Origin of the sequence: Chryseobacterium gambrini (genome assembly GCF_027920505.1) — a bacterium.
Classification (GTDB): Bacteria; Bacteroidota; Bacteroidia; order Flavobacteriales; family Weeksellaceae; genus Chryseobacterium; species Chryseobacterium gambrini.
In genome coordinates this window covers 1,994,023-2,015,329 of record NZ_CP115857.1, presented here as the reverse complement: position 1 = coordinate 2,015,329, position 21,307 = coordinate 1,994,023, and the positions used below count along the sequence as shown (strand labels likewise).

General features: G+C 35.6%; 18 protein-coding genes. 7 read left to right on the top strand and 11 right to left on the bottom strand.

Annotation, left to right across the window (positions count from 1 at the left end):
- Positions 1–37 precede the first annotated feature (37 nt).
- From PFY09_RS09070 to deoC, 5 genes are all read left to right on the top strand, one after another.
- A complete protein-coding gene (locus PFY09_RS09070; protein ID WP_271162194.1) occupies positions 38–1,300 on the top strand; it encodes an NAD(P)/FAD-dependent oxidoreductase in 1,263 nt (420 codons plus the stop codon).
- Positions 1,297–1,968, top strand: a complete 672-nt coding sequence (gene trmD / locus PFY09_RS09065; protein ID WP_076390853.1) for a tRNA (guanosine(37)-N1)-methyltransferase TrmD — start codon at positions 1,297–1,299, stop codon at positions 1,966–1,968. The genes PFY09_RS09070 and trmD overlap by 4 nt, the downstream gene beginning before the upstream one ends.
- A 375-nt stretch (positions 1,969–2,343) precedes the next feature.
- Positions 2,344–3,279: an endonuclease/exonuclease/phosphatase family protein gene (locus tag PFY09_RS09060; protein WP_271162193.1), complete on the top strand. Its 936-nt coding sequence runs from the start codon at positions 2,344–2,346 to the stop codon at positions 3,277–3,279.
- 32 nt (positions 3,280–3,311) lie between these two features.
- Positions 3,312–3,782, top strand: a complete 471-nt coding sequence (locus tag PFY09_RS09055) for an Lrp/AsnC ligand binding domain-containing protein (protein ID WP_076390855.1) — start codon at positions 3,312–3,314, stop codon at positions 3,780–3,782.
- A gap of 6 nt (positions 3,783–3,788) precedes the next feature.
- Positions 3,789–4,532, top strand: coding sequence for a deoxyribose-phosphate aldolase (gene deoC / locus PFY09_RS09050; RefSeq protein ID WP_408640185.1), 744 nt, complete (start codon positions 3,789–3,791; stop codon positions 4,530–4,532).
- A 64-nt stretch (positions 4,533–4,596) separates the two neighbouring features.
- Here deoC and dusB read toward each other — a convergent pair whose 3' ends face one another.
- Entirely contained in the window at positions 4,597–5,595 is a 999-nt protein-coding gene (gene dusB / locus PFY09_RS09045; protein ID WP_271162192.1) for a tRNA dihydrouridine synthase DusB, read from the bottom strand.
- Between the two features lie 201 nt (positions 5,596–5,796).
- Positions 5,797–9,009 carry a hypothetical protein gene (locus PFY09_RS09040; protein WP_268055079.1) on the bottom strand — a complete coding sequence of 1,071 codons (3,213 nt, stop codon included), beginning with the start codon at positions 9,007–9,009 and terminating at the stop codon, positions 5,797–5,799.
- A gap of 187 nt (positions 9,010–9,196) precedes the next feature.
- Between PFY09_RS09040 and PFY09_RS09035 the strand changes: the two genes are divergently transcribed.
- The gene (locus PFY09_RS09035; protein ID WP_271162191.1) at positions 9,197–9,937 is read left to right on the top strand and encodes a T9SS type A sorting domain-containing protein; all 741 of its coding nucleotides are present in this window, start codon (positions 9,197–9,199) and stop codon (positions 9,935–9,937) included.
- A 99-nt stretch (positions 9,938–10,036) separates the two neighbouring features.
- Positions 10,037–10,897, top strand: coding sequence for a lamin tail domain-containing protein (locus PFY09_RS09030; RefSeq protein ID WP_271162190.1), 861 nt, complete (start codon positions 10,037–10,039; stop codon positions 10,895–10,897).
- A gap of 88 nt (positions 10,898–10,985) precedes the next feature.
- Here PFY09_RS09030 and PFY09_RS09025 read toward each other — a convergent pair whose 3' ends face one another.
- From PFY09_RS09025 to PFY09_RS08985, 9 genes are all read right to left on the bottom strand, one after another.
- A complete protein-coding gene (locus PFY09_RS09025) occupies positions 10,986–13,802 on the bottom strand; it encodes a gluzincin family metallopeptidase (protein WP_271162189.1) in 2,817 nt (938 codons plus the stop codon).
- A gap of 54 nt (positions 13,803–13,856) precedes the next feature.
- Entirely contained in the window at positions 13,857–15,236 is a 1,380-nt protein-coding gene (gene pyrF / locus PFY09_RS09020) for an orotidine-5'-phosphate decarboxylase (protein WP_271162188.1), read from the bottom strand.
- Positions 15,237–15,464: 228 nt separating this feature from the next.
- Positions 15,465–15,812, bottom strand: a complete 348-nt coding sequence (locus PFY09_RS09015) for a YkvA family protein (protein ID WP_076390861.1) — start codon at positions 15,810–15,812, stop codon at positions 15,465–15,467.
- A gap of 84 nt (positions 15,813–15,896) precedes the next feature.
- Entirely contained in the window at positions 15,897–16,436 is a 540-nt protein-coding gene (locus tag PFY09_RS09010) for a TlpA family protein disulfide reductase (protein WP_271162187.1), read from the bottom strand.
- Between the two features lie 14 nt (positions 16,437–16,450).
- Positions 16,451–17,203, bottom strand: a complete 753-nt coding sequence (locus PFY09_RS09005; protein WP_271162186.1) for a hypothetical protein — start codon at positions 17,201–17,203, stop codon at positions 16,451–16,453.
- A gap of 1 nt (position 17,204) precedes the next feature.
- Positions 17,205–17,768: a thioredoxin family protein gene (locus PFY09_RS09000; protein WP_271162185.1), complete on the bottom strand. Its 564-nt coding sequence runs from the start codon at positions 17,766–17,768 to the stop codon at positions 17,205–17,207.
- Positions 17,769–17,785: 17 nt separating this feature from the next.
- Entirely contained in the window at positions 17,786–18,856 is a 1,071-nt protein-coding gene (gene aroC, locus PFY09_RS08995) for a chorismate synthase (RefSeq protein ID WP_076390865.1), read from the bottom strand.
- Between the two features lie 51 nt (positions 18,857–18,907).
- Positions 18,908–20,545 carry an LIC_10190 family membrane protein gene (locus PFY09_RS08990; protein ID WP_271162184.1) on the bottom strand — a complete coding sequence of 546 codons (1,638 nt, stop codon included), beginning with the start codon at positions 20,543–20,545 and terminating at the stop codon, positions 18,908–18,910.
- A gap of 56 nt (positions 20,546–20,601) precedes the next feature.
- Complete coding sequence (locus PFY09_RS08985; RefSeq protein ID WP_076390867.1) at positions 20,602–21,144, bottom strand: YMGG-like glycine zipper-containing protein; 543 nt, start codon at positions 21,142–21,144, stop codon at positions 20,602–20,604.
- Positions 21,145–21,307: the final 163 nt, after the last annotated feature.

Genomic DNA, 21,307 nt, shown 5'->3' with positions numbered 1-21,307 from the left:
TTCTAAATGCTAAATAAAATCAGTAAATTTGTGTACTATGGAAACACGCGAAAAGATCATCATCATTGGAGGAGGTTTTGCGGGGCTGCAGCTTGCGAAAACGTTGAATAACAAGAACAAAAAGGTTATTGTTCTGGATCGGGTAAACCATCATATGTTTCAGCCGCTTTTCTATCAGGTCGCATGCGGAAGGATAGAACCTTCCAATATTTCTTTTCCTTTCAGAAAAATTTTTCAGCGTTCCAGAAATACCCAGTTTCGTTTAACGGAGGTTAAGGAAATCGATACCGCAAATAATAAAGTCATCACCGACGAAGCGGAATTTACCTACGATAAACTCATCATCGCAACAGGATGTAAAACCAATTTTTTTGGCAATAATGATCTTGCAGGAAAAGCTTTCGGAATGAAAAATACTCAGGAAGCAATCAGTATCCGGAATCATGTTTTAATGACTTTCGAAAAGCTGATTCTAGAAAAGAGCCGAAGCGACGACGGAAACTGGAATATCGTAATCGTAGGAAGCGGACCGACCGGAGTAGAATTAGCCGGAGCTTTCTCTGAAATGAAAAAAGAAATTCTTCCGCGCGATTATCCATACATGAATTTCGATCATCTGAAGATTATTCTGGTAAGTTCTACAGAGAAACCCTTGGCGGTAATGAGTGCGGAAGCTCAGCAAAAATCTGAAGAATATTTAAAAGATTTAGGCGTTACATTTTTAAGCCAGGAATACGTTACAGATTATGACGGCGATAAAGTGTATATGAAAAGCGGAAAAACCATTCCGTCCAATAATGTAATCTGGGCAGTAAGCGTTACGGGAAATGTTTTAGATGGTTTTCCTGCCGAAAAATTAATAAAAAACAGATACATTACAGACCGATACAATAAAATAAAAGGCTATGATAATGTCTTTGCAATCGGAGATATTGCATATATGGAAACTCCGAAATATCCGCAGGGTCATCCGCAGGTGGCAAACGTAGCAATTAATCAGGCAAAAAATTTGGGAAGGAATCTCTTAAAGAAGAATGCGGGTGAATGGGTGGAGTATGAGTACGACGACAAAGGTTCTTTGGCTACCATCGGAAAACACAGAGCGGTCGTAGATTTACCATTTGTTAAATTTCAGGGATTTCTGGCGTGGTATTTCTGGATGTTTTTACATTTAATGCTTATTTTGAGTGTAAGAAACAAGCTTGCCGTGTTCTTTAACTGGATGTGGAGCTATTTTAATAAAGATTCTTCTTTAAGATTGATAATTTTGCCAAATAAGAAAAACGAAACAGTACAATGAGAATTGATATAATAAGCGTACTTCCGGAACTGATGGAAAGTCCGTTTAAAACTTCTATTTTAAGAAGAGCAATTGATAAAGGTTTGGCAGAAGTGCATTTCCATCATTTGAGAGATTGGGGAATCAACAAAAAAAAACAGATTGATGATGAACCTTACGGCGGCGGCGCAGGAATGGTAATGATGGTAGAACCGCTGGATAACTGCATTTCAGAATTAAAATCCCAGAGAGAGTATGATGAGGTGATTTATCTTACGCCGGATGGAGTTACGTTAAACCAGAAAATTGCCAATACACTTTCTATTAAAAATAATCTCATTTTCCTATGCGGTCATTATAAAGGAATCGACCAGCGTGTGAGAGATCTGCATATTACCAGAGAAATTTCGATTGGAGATTATGTTCTTACCGGCGGAGAATTGGCAGCCTGCGTTCTTGCAGACTCTGTCATCCGTCTGCTTCCGGGTGTTCTGAATGACGAACAAAGTGCTTTGACGGACAGTTTTCAGGACGATCTTTTATCTCCTCCGATCTATACAAGACCGGAAGTTTACAAAGGTTTAGAAGTTCCTAAAGTCTTGCTGAGCGGAAATTTTGCCAAAATTGAAGAATGGAGACATGATGAAGCTGTAAGGATAACCACAGAAAAGCGTCCGGACTTGCTTTAAAATAGATAAAAACAATCAGAGTTGTAAATAATCGGCAAATTTTATTGAAATTTTGACAATAGCAAATCATAGCTGTTGTTGTAAAAATGGTTGAAAAAATTCCTATTACCTAACTGTTCATAGAATTTTTTCTAACAAAAATCTAAATTTAAAAAACTGATTTTATTTGAGCTTAAAGGTGAATATTGTATAATGCATAATATTTTTAATTAAATTTATCTATTTGATTTAAAATATTCTTTTAATTATCTATATTTGAGTGATAAAATTAATTATCGAAATTTGTTAAAATTATTGACGATATATTAAATAAAATAATAAATTTACATAATCAATTAAAAAAAAGGAATTGTTTGAAATCAGAAAAGTGTGGTAATGGAGCTGTTTAGTTTTTACAACGTTGAAAATCTATTTTTACCGGATCCGAAACCAAAGCATAAATTAGATCCTACGATATCAGGACTCAGAAATTGGGATGAAGGAAGATACCGGAATAAGCTTTCCAAAATTGCACATGTTTTCAGACTGATGAAGGAGGAGGACGGTGTTCTGCCTTTTATGATCGGCCTTTCTGAAGTTTCCGGAAGGAAAGTTCTGGAAGATCTTGTGGAGATGGAACCTTTCAATTCGCAATACGGAATTGTACACTACAATTCTATGGACGAAAGAAGGGTAGATGTAGCCTTATTATATGATAAAAACAAAGTGGAAGTAATAGATTCAGAAACCATTACCTTCTTCTTTGAAATTATAAACAGAAGCACAGGAAATTACGATACAACAAGAGATATTCTTTACTCGAAAGTAAGATATAAAGACGAAATTATTAATGTTTTTATCGCGCATCTTCCCTCTAAACGCGAAAAAGATGTTAATAAGCCCAAAAGAGACTTTATCCTTTCTGAAATTCGGGAAAGAATTCTGAAGCTTGTACATAATGATAAAGAAAACGTATTACTGTGCGGTGATTTTAATGAAAACCCAGATGATGAAAATTTAGTAAAAATTCTTTTTGATGATGCAGGAATAAAAGTATTGGAAAATCCTTTCCAGCGTCTGTTTTCCACGAGAAATTATTCTACTTTTCATTATAAATCGGGATTGCTGTATGACCAGATCATTTTATCGAAGTCTTTCTTTAATGATGACCGTGGTCTGAAATTTCAGGAGGCAAAAATATTCAATTCTGAAAAACTCAGCAGCCGTGACAGAAAATTTGCAGGCAGACCCTACAGAACCTACGCAGGAACGAGGTATCTGGGAGGCTACAGCGACCATTTTCCGGTTTTTATAAAATTCAGGAATTTGTAACAGACGTAAAAAACATAAATAAAGTAGAAAGAATGAAAAATTCAAACAACACGAGTTATCAGTTAGATTCAATCGATAAGGAAATTATCTATATGTTGATGGATAATGCCAAATCCTCTTTAGCTCATATTTCTAAAAATGTAGGGATCTCCACAACGGCAGTTCACCAGAGAATTAAAAAACTGGAACAGGCGGGAGTAATCGAAAATTCTATTTCCTTTCTTAATCCTAAAAAGATAGGATATAAAGTGATTTCCTACATCGGGGTATTTCTGGATCAGCCAAGTCATTATCCGGACATGGTAAAATCGCTTAAGGATATTAATGAGGTGGTGGAAGCACATTACACAACAGGGAATTATACCATTTTCCTGAAAGTTCTTTGTAAAGATAACGACCATCTTATGCAGATTCTGAGTAAGCTTCAGCAACTAAAAGGGGTGATAAGAACAGAAACTTTCATATCTTTGGAACAGGGTATTTACAGACAACTGAAAGTATAATAAATTATGAATATTGCAAAATATCTGGATTCAACATATTTGAAAACACCTGCACAGTCTGGGCTGTCACAAGAAGAAACTTTACAGAAAGATATAGAACTCACGCAGGAAGCGATAGATCATGGTATTTTTGCCGTAATGATCCGTCCCGATTATGTTTCTGAAATTAAAAAATATATTCAGGAAAAGAATGCAGATGTTGTGGTAGGAACGGTGATCGGGTTTCATGAAGGAACCTGTTCTGTAGGCGAAAAACTTGCAGAGGCTGAAAAAGCAGTTGCTGACGGAGCAGATGAACTGGATTTTGTGATCAATTACAGTGCTTATCTGCAAGGTGATCTTGAACTCGTAAAAGAGGAGTTTTTACAATGTACTAAGTTTTGTCTGGAACATCATAAAATTGCAAAATGGATCATCGAAATTGCCGCTTTAAACGATGAGCAAATTGCTGATCTTACCAAAAACATTTCAGGTTGGGCAGAAGAAAACTTTTCTGAAAACGATTTGTCTAAAATTTTCGTAAAGTCTTCCACAGGTTTCTATGAGACAGAAGGAGGAAAACCCAACGGAGCAACCTTTGAAGGAATTAAAATCATGCTGGAAAACGCCGGAAAACTTCCTGTAAAAGCAGCAGGAGGAGTAAGAACTCCGGAAGATGCCGAAAAAATGATCAGTCTTGGTGTAAAAAGAATAGGAACTTCATCTGCATTGGCGTTAATTAAAAATCAATCAGCTTCGGAAGGATACTAAAGGAAAGGAAAAAACTAACAGTGAAAATAAAAAACCATCAACTTACTGTTGATGGTTTATTTTTTTATGCCTGTTGCGCTAAATATTCAGTATAAAACTCCTGCGTTTCTTTAATCAGCGCATCCATTTCTGCTAAAGTAAACACTTCTAAAAATTTCTTTCTGAAATCTTTGAAGTGAGGAACTCCACGGAAATAATTGCTGTAATGCTGTCTCATTTCCACCAGTCCTAATCTTTCGCCTTTCCATTCTGCGCTCCATTCTGCGTGTTGACGAACAGCCAGTAATCGGTCTTCGATTGTAGGAGTAAGCAAATGTTCTCCGGTTTTAAAGAAATGCTTGATTTCGTTAAAAATCCAGGGATAACCAATCGCTGCACGACCGATCATAATACCGTCGCACGCATATTTTTGTTTGTACTCCAATGCTTTTTCTGGAGAATCGATATCACCGTTCCCAAAAATAGGAATCTCTATATTAGGATTTTGTTTAATTCTTGAAATATGTTCCCAGTCAGCTTCCCCTTTGTACATCTGCGCACGGGTTCTCGCGTGAATGGTTAATGCTTTGATGCCTGTTTCCTGAAGACGTTCTGCCACTTCATCAATATTAATGGAAGTACTGTCCCAACCCAAACGCGTTTTTACCGTTACAGGAAGACTTGTAGAACGCACTACGGCTTTGGTAAGACGAACCATCAGATCAATATCCTTCAAAACTCCTGCTCCTGCTCCTTTACAGACCACTTTTTTTACAGGACATCCGAAATTGATATCAACCAGATCCGGATTTACCGTTTCCACAATTCTTGCAGACATTGCCATTGCTTCTTCGTCACCTCCAAAAATCTGAATTCCGACAGGTCTTTCGTAATCGAAAATATCAAGCTTTTTACGGCTCTTGATAGCATCACGAATTAACCCTTCCGAAGAGATAAACTCCGAATACATTAAATCTGCTCCGTGCATTTTGCAAAGTCTTCTGAACGGCGGATCACTCACATCTTCCATCGGTGCAAGCAAAAGCGGAAATTCCGGCAGTTCTATATTGCCAATTTTTATCATGGTGCAAATTTACGAATTTCTGAGCATTTCAGAATTTGATAATTTCTATTAATGTAATTGCTGTAAAATAAGCAGTGTAAAAAACGAAAATCTCAGGTAAATTATAATACTAAGCAAGAAATTTAAAACACTCAAACCCTCAAACTCTCCGATTCAAAAACTCTCCAACACTCAAACTCTCCAACTCAAAATCCTCCGACTCTAAAAACTCGCCTTCACCTGCATACTTCCGATATGAATTGTGCGGTCTCCGGAGTTTCTGCCTTCGTAATTTAAATTTAGCTGAAGGAAAGAATTAATCGCCTGCTGAATGAAAACACTCCACACCTGATTTTTCCCCGGTTTTAAACCATCCAACATCTGGTTTCCGACAATACTGAAATTGTTACCGTTGAAAGTATTATTAATGAACGAGAAATTTCCTCTGATGGAAGTTTTTCTGCGTTCCCACTGAATGGTTCCCGTAACGTCGAAAGCTTTGAGGAATTCTTCTCCATCCACTCTCTGTTTTTGGCGGAATGCCGAAGAAAGTTCTGCCTGAATGGCATCGGTAAACTTATAGGTTGCCTTTGGTTTTGTTTCAAAATTATTCAGACGGTAATCTCTTGTAGAAAATAACTGTGAAGAATTTTGAATATCATGAACCGAATTTTCCCAGTCGATACGGAATTCTTTATTAAACCAATAGCCGATATTCAGGAAATGCGAAACCTGTTCGCGCTCCTCATTACTGAAATTCGCATTGATGAGGTTATCATTGGAGATGAAACGGTAATTTCCGTTCCAGCCGGATTTGTCAGTCGGACTGAACTGTGCGGAAGCCAGAATATTCTGATTTTTAAGAATCATGTCATCACTCTTCTCAAAAGGATTCAAAACCAGAACTTTGTCTTTTTTGAAGAATGAATTTTGTGAGTTTAATGAAATATTGAAATTCCAGCGTTTTAAAAATTTATTTTCAGAATTAAAAACAATCGATGGATTCACAAATAAGGCGAGCTGAATTTTATTTTTGTTGGAAGGAATATATCGGACAGAATTCGTGTAAATTCTGATGTACTGCGCCAAATCGGAATATTCGGCAATTTCAAATTCATCAAGCTGCTGAACACCGTCTCCGTTGTAATCCGTCCATTTGTAAATTCCCTGTCCGTCCGTCACTTTAATATACTGAAACTCTCTTTGTGCTTCCTGTCCGTTCCCAAGTTCATAGAAAGCCTGCAAACGCATTCCGTTCTTGAAAAGCTGCTGATTATAAAGAATATTTCCGACAACGAAGTCATTGTTTCTCGAAAGATCAACATCCTGATTCTGATAAAAGAACTTTCTGTAGTGGAGTAGGGCATTCAGCGTTGTTTTTTCTGTTTTGATGATCTGGCTTTCTGCCATAATTCCCAAAATATTATTCATATTCTGAAGTCGGTTGTCCCGCACAGAATCATTATCTCGCATATAAACCTTTGCCAAAAGTTTGGTTCTTGTACTGTCTCCGATTTTTTTCTGAACAAAAATTTCTTTCCAGCTAAAACTGGTAACATCCATAAGCTGAGTATCGTTGTACTTCTTTTCGTTGTGTTCCATGCTTCCGCCAATTGCCCAGCTTCCTTTTTTACCGGTAAACTCAGTGGAAACCCCGCCTCTGATGAATTTGGTGTCCTGAAGTACAGCATTGGTATTCAGATAGGATAAATTTCCTTTTGTGAAAAATTTACCGCTGATCCATCCAAAATCAAGATCATTTTTAATTCCTTTATATGTTTCCTGCTCATCAAGATAGTTGATTCGGTAATTTAATGTTGATTTATTGTTCCATTTGTTCAAAAAGCTGAAAATAAATCTGTTCTGCGTTCTTCCGCTGAATTCCTGCGCCAGATTGAAATCTCTTGAGAATTCCACATCATTAATTCGGTCTAAAATATGAAACTGCTTGTCTATGTATTGATATTCGAAATTCGGAGTTCCTTTCCAGTTGTTTTTGGTGAAGGTTTTGTTTCCGAAAATTCTCCATGCATATCCTATATTTTGCTGAGAATCTTTTGATGAAAATAAATTGACATCATAATTGCTCAAAGAAATATCGGCTCCTATTTTTCCGTCTTTCAATAAATATTCCGAATTTACAGAATACACCTGAGATTTTTCCGGTGAAGGAAGTTTTCTTACGGCACGATAATCTCCCATGTTGGGACCAACGTAAGCGAAAACACGCCCGTTGTTGGTTGTCTGCGTAATTTTGTAATCTCCTAAATTAGCCCCGAAATACGTATAAGAAACGCTGTACAATGTTTGTGTGGCATCGGTTGAAAACTCATAATAATTTCCTCCCGAGCTTTGAACCAGTTTGTATAAGATTTTATTGACATCATATTCTGTAACCACACCTGATGGAGCATACATTAAATTCGGATTGTTTCCGGCATCTGCAAGAATCTGCTGATCTTCCTGTGAAAGATTTAAAGAAAGCGGTGCGTTTTTATTGTCGTTTTCCATAAACCAGTTCAGTCCGAGCTTCAGTTTTTCCCTTTTATGCTCAACTTTTCCGGTAAATAAATATCTGGAATAATTTCTATTGGTATAATTATAAGATATGGTGATGAAATTCTGCTGGAAAATTGGTCGGAAACTGGTAAAAGTAACTTCTCCGGTATTGTAATTGATGATATAATCCTGATTTTCACCACGCTTCATCAAGATTCCGTCGATGAAAACCTGTTCAGAACCTGAAATTAAAGTGATAAACTGCTCTCCATTTTTTCCTGTCAATCGATAAGGTCCTTGATTTCCTTCCACTCCCTGAAAACGGATTCTGTGAAATTCACTTCGTGCAACCCCCATCGAAACATCCACAAAGGTTTTATTTTCTTTCCCGAATTCCGTCTGAAATTCGAGTCCCATGCTTCTTCGCTGATATTTAGCGAAATAATTTTTAGCTTCCACCAAATCCAGATGTCCCGCTCTCAATATCGATTTATCTTTGATATTAAGCTGCATATAAATTTTGTCGAATTCCTCAAGCGTTTGTGTATATCCATCTGCCTGAATCGGGAGATTATGATCCGAAATACTTGCAAGAATGGTTACGTCTTTTGAAAGTCTTCCGGAAATTTGTAAATCCATTGAACTTTGTACAGACTGCCCCTGATTGTTACCAAACGTAATCCCGCGAATGATGGATCCTTTGGAATTTAATTCCCCTAAAAATCTTTTTTTATCATTTTTAGCCAAAACTCCTTCATCTACAATGATGCGGTTGTTAGTTTTAACAAAATCGAGGGTATCTTTTGCGAAAATATCCTGCTCAAATCTGGCTGCAAGGATACTGTCCTGCTTAAGACTGTCATTCTTAAGAGTGTCTTGCGGAAGATTGGGATTTTTCCATGTAAATACCTGAGCATTTCCTGAAAATATGCCCACGAACAACAACACGAATATCAGAATAAAATTTCGCAAATCTCTAAAAATAAAGCGTAAAAATACTTAAAAATACTTTATGGAAAGGGTTTTAGTATTATTAACAGAAAATTAACCCAATTATTGCATTACTAAAAAAAAATGGTGTACTTTTGGCCTGTAAATTATTAATAATTAAATTTTTTAAGTCATGAAAAAACTTTATTTCTTAGCCTTAATTGGCTTTTCAGGATTAACTTTTGCACAAGGGTCTGAATCATTTACAAATTTAAATGCATCAGCAAGTTCATATGTCGGGGGAAGTTATTCTGGAGATAATGGAGTTACTTGGACATATTCAGGAGCAAGAAAAGTTACCTCTACAGATAACGTTACAGGAACTTCCGTTGGGTTTGACTCAAGTGGAACAAGAAATGTAAAAGCCAATTCAGGAGCAAACGGAGTGGGTACAATTACTTATACTGTAAGATCTTATTTTACTGCAGGAACTGGTGCTAACAGAACGATGGCTGTGTATGTTAATAATATTCAGGTAGATAATTATTCATTAGCAGCAATGGATACGAATTATACAAGATCTGTAACCGTAAATACTCCTGGAGATGTTGTTATAGAATTTAGATCAACAGGAAGTAGACAGATTGTTTTAGATGATGTTTCATGGACGCAATTGGGAGGAACATTATCTGCTAACGATTTATCTAAAGCAAAAGATACTTTTGTTAAAAACTCTTTAATAACAAATAATGAAATTGTTTTCGGAGCAGACTCTAAAGAGGTGAAAATTTATACAATGAATGGACAAATGATAAAGTCTGTTTCAGTAAAAGAGAATCAATCTGTAAATGTTTCTGAACTAAAAGAAGGGACCTATATTGTAACGGGAATACTAAACGGTAAAAAAGTTTCTGAGAAAATTATTAAAAAATAATTTTAATAATTTGTTAAATACTCACCACCATTTAATTTAAATGGTGGTTTTTTTGTAAATTTGTTCGTATAAAATATTAATAATTAAAGTTTTAAAACAATGAAAAAGATCTTTACTTTTTTGAGTATTATTGGGATAACAGCTTTAGCGAACGCCCAGATTGTAATTAATGAAATCTACGGTGGTGGAGGAAATAGTGGCTCTACTTATAAGAATGATTTTATTGAATTAAAGAATATTGGATCAACAACTGTAACATTAAGCGGTGCAACTTTACAGTATGGATCGGCTGCTAATGCTATTGCGCAGTATCATACTTTACCCGATATTACTTTAGCACCTGGTAAAACTTATCTTGTTCAGGAAGCGTTGGGTAACGCAGGAACAACAAACCTTCCAACTCCCGATTATATTGCTCCTATTCCTACAAATTTCGGAACAGGAACTAATACTACTGCTGGTTTTGCAATGTCAGCAACGGCAGGAAAAGTTGCTTTGGCAAGTAATGCAACACAGGTTACTTCGCCTACTGATGGTAATGTGCTTGATTTTGTTGGATTTGGAACAACAGCAAGCCAGTATGAAGGTTCAGGACCCGCTCCGGCTCCCTCAAATACAAACTCTGTAGCAAGAATTTCAGGAGATACGAATAATAATAATACTGATTTTGCTGCGGGTGCACCAACTCCACAAAATTCTACATCAGGAACCTTAGCTGTTACTGATTTATCTACAGTAAGAGGTAACTTTGTTAAAAATACTTTTGTTAAAAATGATGAGATTACTTTCGGAGCTGATGCTAAAGATATAAAAGTGTACAACATGCTAGGACAGATCGTTAAAACAGCTTCTGTAAAAGAAAATGAATCTGTAAGCGTTGCTGAATTACAAAAAGGAAATTACATTGTAACAGGTACTGTAAACAATAAGCCGGTTTCTCAAAAAATCCTGAAAGACTAATTGGTTCTTTAATAAAGAATTAATACAAAATATCAAAGCCTCAGATTTCACATCTGAGGTTTTTTTATAGTCATTTTTTTTGTCAGTTTTAATACCAACCTCTTCTTGCCGCATTAATAATAGAACTCAGATTAAGAATTAAAGTATATCGTATTCTTTTTCCGTAATCTTTAAAGCCGGGTTCAAAACCTAAAGAAGATTGTACAGGAAGATAAATTTCAAGAAAATCGGGAATGATTCTTACTTTTACGCCACTGTCCCAGATAAATTTCGTCGATTGGTTTTTGTTGTCATAAACTCCTGCATCTGCATAGACGTGGAAAATTTTCCATACACTTGTATCTATGTTTACTGAAGTAATCCATTTATTTACACTTCCGGGAATGAACGATTTAAATCCTCCGTCCGCCAAAACATATTGCTGGGAAAGAATTCCGCCTGTTGCACTCTGTCCCAATAAATTATAGGAAAAGGAGTAGTCTGAAACTCTGGAAATTCCGTAATTGAAGGTATTATTTCTTGTATTGTTTTTAATAAAATATCCTGCAAATAAACGTATACTCAATTTTTGTCTTGGCGCAAATTCCCATCGGTAAAAGCCTTCTGCGGTTACTTTATGAAAATCTTCCATCCACTGTGTGCTTACACCCAGACTTTTTTCATGAATACTCTGGCTGTCGTTATATCCATATCCAACGCTCCAGAGATTATAGCGATCATAATCGTTATTGGCAATCATCAACGCATTAAGGTCTCTTTCAAAATAATTATAAGAAATGCCTAAACTTCTGCTTACCGTACTTCTCGGGTTTTTTCGGAAATTTAAATTAGAATAAATGGAAGCTTTTCGGTAGGCAAGATCATAATCATAATGAAAATAAGATCCTGAAACTCCGAAAGTAAGACTTCGGATGATACTTTCAGCAGGAAGGAAAGAATAGGCAATGGCTCCCGAACCTGTCAGTTTTCCTGTTCCGGTACTGTAAGTCGGAGTAATGGAATACAGAAACTTCTGATCGAAAAACGACTGATTTTTAAAGTTAAATCCGATCAGAAATTTATCGTACGTATTGCTGAAACGTACCCTCGGATTGATGTATATTTCATTGAACTCAGGATTCGGAATATCTTTAATCAGTTTAAGCTTTATTTTCCGCATATTGGAAAAGAAACCTTTTGCATACAAAAAGTTATCTCTGTAATTGTCTTCCGGGAAAATGTAATCGTCATTCAGTGTTATTTTATAGGTATCTAAAGCAGGAATTGAGAATTTTTTTTCCTTTTGGTTTTCATCCGTTTCAACCCAATATTCTGTGGTTTCACCGTTTTTTGATGTCGTCTGCAACTTCACCGGAATGTTTGCAGCAGTATTTTTCTGGATGGTTACATTTAGAGAATCGCCTTCTCTTTTAAATTTTCTCAGTCTGAAATTTACCCTGTTTTTATGTTCAAGAAATTCAGGAAGGTAAGATGTTCTTTTATCTTTTTCTGCTAATTCTTTTAAAAAATCAGCAGGATCAATCTCTTTGTCGGTATTTTTAGCAATAAAATTTTTTACAAGAGCTTCAAAATTTTCGTAGCCCATTTTGTCGGCAGAATAATTGAAAAGCGTTCCAGTTTCAAAATTACTGATCGCCATATCGTTAAAATTACTCAGGTCAGAATAATTTTCATCAATTTTCTGATCCAGATTCTGAGACATGATGTATTGATACGCCAAACCGTATCTTTCAGTCAGTTTTACATCCGAAGCATGAAATAATTTTAAAGGTTTTACCCCGAAAATTTTCGTTTCAGGTAAATTTCCCAGCAATTTAGTATCTGCGTAGAATTTTTTGAGGTACTGAATTTCCAGATAAGATTTCAGTCCGTTTCGGAACCAGTGATGATCCTGTTTATCGGTAATGGTGATTTCATCTAAAACTTTTTTGGCAACAATTCCGAAATAGTCAAGATCTGTTTTTTCGGCATCGGTAAAAAGCTGGAATCTGAATTTCCAGAAAGCGATATCATTATTCCCGAAAAAATCTTCCTTATTTCTGAATTTATCTGAAATAAAAATTCTTTCAGGAACAGAACCGATTCTTTCTTTGATGAATTTTAAATGTAAAGGAAGATAAAATTCCAGACTTTCTTTTTCTTCAGGCTTTAAATTGTAACCGAACTTAATTTCCGTATGAATATCGTTCGTATTGATATTAATGGAAGGATATTCGTTTTGTGAAATCAGAAACTCAGGATCAGAATCCAGATAACCGTTGAAGGAATTGATCTGTGTCTGTAAAAGGTTACTTTCTGCAAAATAATTAACCGGAAGATCAAAGTTTACCCTCCAGAACGTATTGTAACTTACGGTTTCTTCGATATCGGCATAATCTCTTTTAGAAATATTGTCCGGATCAAAGCGATCCGGAACAATAAAGAAATATTTTAACGCTACGTTGGTATCAGAAGTTCCATATCCGGTAAATTTCTTATCAGGAAGCTGAATCTGATATTGAAGCTGAAGTTTTACTTTTTCTCCGGGTTTCAGAGTTTCTTTCAAAGGAAGAAAAATATTTTCCTCTGAAGTTTCTCCTACAGGAATTTCTTCGCCTGAATTTTTAACCTGTAAATTCAGCAGCTTACCAAGCTCATTTTTTTTAGCAAAATGAAGATCGGTATTTCTGTCTTCCAGCTTTCGGTAGACCAGAGAAGTTCCGCGCCTGTTGTATGCGGCGACCCAATTCAAAAGCTTAATGGTGTTGAGTTCTTTCTCCGAATTGTTGAAATACACAATTTCTTCGGTTACATCAAGCATCTTTTTATCCTGAGATAATTTAGCCCCGATGTAAATACTATCTTTCTGTGCAGAAACTTCTGCAACACCCAAAAACAAAATAAGACAAATACTGATTCTTTTCAAAATTCCTGATAAAGTATCAAATATAACTTATTTTGCAGAGATTTCGCAAAGATTTTAGTGCTGAACTTCTTTTTTTTCTAAAGAATTTAAATATGCTTTCCAGCCTTCGCTTTTATAAGTCTGAGCTGCCTGTTCTGCATTTTCAGCTTTATAAATTCCTCTTCCTACAATAATGAAATCTGTATGAAGCGTTTTGAAAACGTGTTCCGGAGTATTGTACTGCTGTCCTTTTCCGTCTCCTGAATCGGCTAAATTTACACCCGGCGTGAATAATAACATTTCCTCAGGAAGCGCATTCTGAGATACTCCTCCGATAACATTCGGGTGCGATGATGCTATTTTTAATGCTTCTTCACGATAAGCACTTGTTGTTAACGCTCCTTTCGAAGACATTCCGATGATGGCTACAACGCCTACATTTTTGAAGCAGTCTAAAGATTCAAAACCTCCGATCACCTGTGACGTTACAAAATCTGCCCAGTCTGTAATTTTGAAAACACCGCTTGTAAACTGAAGTTCCTGCGTGTTTCCAATGTCTGCAAATTTTCTGTCTTCCATTAAAAGGAAATTGTGTTTTGCAGCAAGAGCTTTTAATGGAGTAATGGTTTTTTCGTATTCAAAATCCGAAATAATATCGATATGAGTTTTTAAAGCAATAACGTGTGGTCCTACTTTTTCAGCTAGATCTAATAATTCCTGAGTCGTGGTAACATCTGCAGAAGCAATTAAATTAGACTGTTTTGCTAAAGCTGTTTCCAGTAATTTTTTGGAAACGGAATGCTGTGCAGTCTCTAATTTCTGTTCGTAAGAAGGTCTTATTTTTTCTTCAAACTGAATATGGTTTCCCTGTAAAAAATCCTGAATTCTTTTTACTTCATCATCCGTAAGCTCACCGTTTTCACGAAGAATGGTGCAGACTTCAGAAATATTGAACAGCGTATGAACTCTGTAGCCACGGCTTTCCAGAAGCTCTTTTCCGCCCTGCTCTCTGTCTAAAACCACCACGATGTCTGCAACTTTGATGTCTTCCTGCTCAACTTCTGCAATGGTTTCAATTAAAGATTTTCCTGAGGTGATCACGTCTTCCACCAAAAGACAGTTTTGTCCTTTCTGGTAAATTCCTTCGATCAGTTTTTTAGTCCCGTAGTTTTTCGCTTCCTTTCTTTTAATAATTAACGGAATATAGCTTTCCAGAGACATCGCTGTAGCCATCGGAAGTGCTGCATAAGGAACTCCGCAGATCAGATCAAAATTATCCAGAGGAAGCATATCCAGTAAATAATTGGCTAAATTTTTTAAAATTTTCGGATCTGAAGCCAAAGGTCTTAAATCTACATAAAAAGGGCTTTCGATTCCGCTTTTCAGGGTAAATCTTCCGAATTTAATGATGCCCAGTTTGTAGCACTCCAAAAAGAATTCTTTTTTACTTTCCATTATTTTTTATTAGATGTTGCAAATTTAAGGAAATGATGTTAAATGTCAATTGTGAATTTTGTTTCGTTTTTTTTCAAACACGAATGACACGAATGTTTTCACGAATGACACAAAATTAATCTGCGAAATCAATAAAATCTGCGAGATTAAAATTTACGATTCACTTTTAACATTTCTCCATAAAAAAACCACTCGTACAACGAATGGCTTTTAAATATTATCTTCAAATTATTTTACAATTTCGGCATCAATTACTTTCGTGGTGCCTGAATTATATTTTTGCTCGGTTTCCCAGAGAAGAAATTTATCTACCTCTTTTATCAGTTTCGGAATTGCAAGTGATAAGACAGCAAGATCATCCAAAACGCCGATTACTGGGACGGCAACTTCCGGCAGAAGATCTATCGGTGAGATCACGTATAACAATCCTAACAACGGCAGAATAATATCGATGGATCTCATAGGATATTCTCCTTTTCTCCACATTTTTATCATTCTGAAAATATCAGGGATTTTTTTTACGAAACCTTTGTGGTTAATCGCTTCTTTTGCCAGATTCAGTTTAGAATACTTCATTTTGTGTTTAGGTTTAAATAATTTTTTTTTAACTCTGTAAATTTCGCAAATTCTGTACCAATAATTTACAAAATTTAGTTAAAATTATTTAATAATATTATCTATAAACTGATGGGTAGATTCTGTGTTCCAGTCTCTTGAGGCATCTTCCTTTATTAAAATTCGTCCGTCTTTATCCAGAAGATAGGTTGTAGGAAACACTTTCGGAAGGATTTTCTCCGAGATCGGACTTTGCGCAATGTATACAGGAACGTTATAATTGTTATCTTTCAGAAATTTTCTTACCGCATCCTCTTTGTCTTCCATGGCGATTAAAACAAAATTTACATGATCTTTTCGGGTATCGTAAAGCTTTTGGATCGAAGGCCATTCTTTTCGGCACGGAGGACACCATGTTCCCCAGAAATTAAGGAAAACCGCTTTTCCTTTAAAAGCTTTAAGATTGGTACTCGGAACATTAATTCCCTTCAGACCGATATCATAATCTTCTTCGCTGATGTGTACCGCGTTTTCAATGGTGGCTACGGGAAAAAATGCTTCCTGCAGTTTCTCCTTTACTCCCGGAATAAATGCGATAACGGCAATAACTGCGATCAGTACAATGTAAATTATATTTTTTTTCATTAAATCTATATTATTTATTTTGTCCCAATATATTGAAAGTAATTATTATTAAGCTGATAAACCAGAAATTTTTTTGAAACGACACCGTCTTTATTAACAATTGGAATGTACAATTTGTCTTTTTGAAATGTAATCAGTTTCAGCGGACGTTCCGGTCTGTCAACAACGCTGAAAAAGTCAAAATCAACCTGAATTTTATTGAGAGTTGTTGTTTTTGTTTTAAAAATATTATCAGAATCAATTAACTGATCTTTTCGGATTGTAAATGCCTGAATTGCCTGAGCCATATCTTTCGTAGAGAAAATCCCGTTAGAAATAACAAGATAATACATCTGATTATTAAGAGGAACTTTTACAATTTCCGAAATAAAATAAGGAGTATCAGACTGTTCTTTATTATAAATGGTTTTTACTTTTCCATTTGAGGAGTATTGAATAATCTGATCAAAACTTTTCATTGTTCCTCCCAGTTCTGTATCCCAAACATAAAATCTGAGTTTTTTATCTTCGGAGGTAATAATGCTTACTTTATTATTTAAATTTTTAAAGTTATACAACAGTGTTTCAGGATTTTCGGAAATGAATTTCTTGAATTCTGCAGAAAAATGTAAAGATTGGGATTCTTTACCATCGTAGTCGTCATTCTGAGAAAATTTTTCATATTCTTTTGAGAAAAATAGTTCTTTATTTTCAAGCTTTGAATTTTGAGCATTCAAAAAACTCGAAATACATAGAATTACAACAAAAAATCTGAAAAATTTCGACATATTACAACAATTCTAAAATTTCCTGAACGGCATCTTTCCCTCTGTTCTTAGCATAATACACCTGAAGATCGTTATAGAAATGATCTTTTGTATATACTTCAGGATCAGCTTTGTATTTCATCAGAAGTTCTGTTCCGAATTTCGGACGTGGTCCCCATGAATTTTTAACGTTAAAATCTTTATCCAGAATAATCACTTTCGGAATCGATTCGGTTCCGTTCGTTAAAAACTGACTGATTAAACTTTTATCGCTGTCTCTCAGGAAAATACGAACCTCATTTTTACCTTCGAAAAATTTAACCAAAGCAGGAACAGTTGCACTTGCATCACCACACCAAACCTCAGAAATAATTAAAATTTTACCGTCGAAATTTTTAGATTCTAACTGCTTTAGCTGTTCTTCATCTGCCACATACTTCTTTAACGTTCTGTCGATTCTCTGAAGTCCAAGTTCGTAATAAGGTTTATAATCTGCTTCCTGCTGATCGGAAGGGTTTTCTAATCTCTGTTTTCCGATTTCCACATACTCATCGAAAGAGATGCCTTTATCCCAGTAATTTTTCACTGCTAAAATTATGATGTTTAAAAATTATTGATGTTTCTTGTTTTGTTGATGAGGAATAAATCTGCCAGAACAAATGCCGCCAGACTTTCCACCACAGGAACTGCTCTTGGAAGAACGCACGGATCATGACGTCCTTTTCCTTCCACAATTGCCGGATTTCCGTATTTATCCACACTTTCCTGAGGTCTTAAAATCGTTGCAACAGGTTTGAAAGCTACACGGAAATAAATATCCATTCCGTTGGAAATTCCACCCTGAATTCCTCCTGAAAGATTGGATTTTGTGGTAAAATCTTCATTGAAAAGATCGTTGTGTTCTTTCCCCGTCATTTTGGCACCGCAGAAACCGCTTCCGTATTCAAAACCTTTTGCTGCATTAATGTTGAGCATGGCTTTGCCTAATTCCGCCTGAAGTTTTGAGAAAACAGGTTCGCCGATTCCTACAGGAACATTTTTGATGACACAGGTAATCGTTCCGCCGATTGTGTTTCCTTCTTTTTTGATTTCTTTGATTCTTTCGATCATTTTTTCTGCCGTTTCTGCATCCGGACAACGCACTTCATTGCTTTCGGTTTTCGAAAAATCCAAAGCCTGATAAGGTTTTTCACAGAAAATTTCGCCTACGGAAGAAACGTATGCGTTAATCTCGATATCCGATAAAAACTGTTTTGCTAAAGCTCCGGCAACCACCCAGTTGATGGTTTCTCTTGCAGAAGATTTTCCGCCGCCGCGATAATCCCTCAATCCGTATTTCTGATCATAAGTAAAATCTGCGTGGCTCGGACGATAAGATTCTGCAATATGATCATAATCTTTTGATTTCTGATTTTCGTTTTCGATGATGAAGCCAATCGGAGTTCCGGTTGTTTTTCCTTCGAAAATTCCTGAAAGAAATTTCACCGTATCACTTTCTTTTCTTTGGGTTACGATAGCAGACTGTCCCGGTTTTCTGCGATCCAATTCGTACTGAATTTTATCGAAATCTACCGTTAAACCTGCCGGAAAATTATTAATGATTCCACCGTAAGCCAGACCGTGACTCTCTCCAAATGTTGTAAGACTGAGAAGATTACCTAAAGTATTTAACATACTACAAATTTAAGGCTTTTTCTTCAGATAAAAAGGCTCCCGAAATATGATCTATTTACCGAGAGGATTGATAGTATAAATAACAGATTTTGCCTGTTTTTTTTCCTGATTGTTTAATTTTTTCCAGACGAATCCTTTTTTCAGGTTTTTATCATCAATTAATTGAGGAAATATCCCGAGTTTTTCATCCTGTGAAACGTAGCCTGCAGAAATGGCAGGAAGTTTAGAATCGTAATTAAAAGGATAATTTGCCGAAACATGAAAGTTTAAATTACCAACCCTGAAAGAATCAAACTTAGTACTTTCATAGACTGAAGGTTTGTACATCTGTTTTTTTTTAAATTTTCCCATAAAACTTCCCGGATTGAAACTTGGGAAGTAGGTCTGCAAAATATTCGGGAAAGTTAAAAAGCTAATAAAGAGGATACTTAAAACAGAAAATACCGCAACCGATTTCTTCTGGTTAAAATAATCTCTGAAAAGGATAAAGAAGATCACGAAAAAGACATCCATAAAAAATCTGTACTGCGCTGAAAAAAGAAGAACCAAAACACTTTTAACGATCAGCGAGATACAAATGAAAGTAATGATTCTGTTTTTTTTGATGAAGGTAAAAACAACGAAAATGATCAGACTTACAATAAAAAGAAGATTTATTTTTGCTTTGATTCCATTGAGAAAAAGCCAGTTTCTGATGTAATCAATGGTAGAAAATTTCTGAATTTCTTCATACGAATACTGCATGTCGTATGTTTTCCGAATGGCAAACTGGGAAGATATTTTTAAAACTTCAGGATTGGGTTTCCAGCTTACTCCTAAATCTATTATTGAAACAGGGAAAACGGGATATCCGAATGTGTAAATATTTTTAATGAAAAACAGGAAACCGATTAAAATTCCGAAGATTAAATTTTTTAAGTTGGATTTCAAAATAAAAACAGAGTAGAGAAAACTCAAAACCGGCAGCCAGATCATAGTAGGTTTGATGATAAAAACAAAAACTGAAAAAGCGAACAGGAGAGAGGTTTGTTTATTTTGTTTTAAAATTTCATTTAAAATGATGAGTGCAAAAACAATAACAGGCAAATCCGGACTTGGTGACTGACAGAACAATAGTAAAACCGGAATAACACACAACTGAATCCAGCTTTTCTTTTCTATTATATATAAGGTATAAATAATAATCAGTACAACTGAATTGATTCTTAAAAACGGATCGGAAAAATTGGAAAATCCCGCCTGAAAAATATGCCATACCGACATTTGTCCTAACGTGAGATCGAGGTTGGATATTCCTTTTACCAAACCCAATTCTTTCAGCCATTTTATAGTAGGAACATAATATCCAAAATGGTCCAAAATATAGGGATAAAAAGATCCGCTGAATAAAATAATTAATGAAACTAAGCAGATCAGCGAAAAATCTTTTTTTGAAAAGGCTGTAAAATCTTTATAAAGTTTATCCTTAAAAAAATAAACCAGTCCTATTGCAATAGTAGAAAATTCTACATAATGGTTTAAAGGAATAAAAAATGCAAGAATCGTCCACGACAAGCTTATTCCAAGAATTCCTAAAAGAATTTTTCCGGATATTCCTTCAATTAATTTTCCTGAAAAATTTTCTACAATTTTCCCTGTTCCCATTAAAACAGGAATGAGCAAAAGTGTGGAAAGCAAAAGTAGAATCATAAAAAAAGATTGCCTAAAAATAAGCAATCTTTCTCTTTTATGGTGAAAATATAATTTTATCTTGGCTGCACTCTACCGCTTTTTCTGTCCTGCGCTCTACCCAAAGTATATCCTGTAGCACCCCCGATTACCCCCCCAATGGCTGCACCGGCTCCCGGACTTTTCTTATTAACAATAGCTCCTAAAGCCGCTCCACCTACAGCACCGATGATGGTACCTTTAGCCGCTTCACTCATCCCTTTTTTCTTAGCGGTTGTCTGCGAAGAACTTCCATTGTTGGCATAAGTTCCATTGCTGGAACCTGAACTTTGGCTTGGTCTGTCTCTATAAACGGTACGTGTTTCTCTTATCACTTGCGGTCTCGCGTTTGCTGCTGCTGTTTTCGCTTTTTGTACTTCAGCTACACTATCCGCTTTTTTCTGTGCTTCATAAGCCATTTTTTCTTTCTCGATGGCTAATTTTTGTTTTTCAATTTCCAACTGTCTCATCTGGAACTCCATTTTCTGCTGTTCCAAAGATTGCTGGGCTATCTGATCGTCTTTTTTACAGGCGGTCAGTAAAAATACCGACATCAGTCCTGTTAATACTATACTTTTCATAACTCAAATTTTTATAAGGATTTTAAGTCAATCCAACTTCGATGTTAATTCTGTTTCCAATTATGAAGCCAAAATTCAGTTAAGCAATGTTAAATTTTTTAAATGAATCTTAAAATTATGATGTAAATCCTTTATTCATAAATGGTTTTAAGGTGTTAAAAAT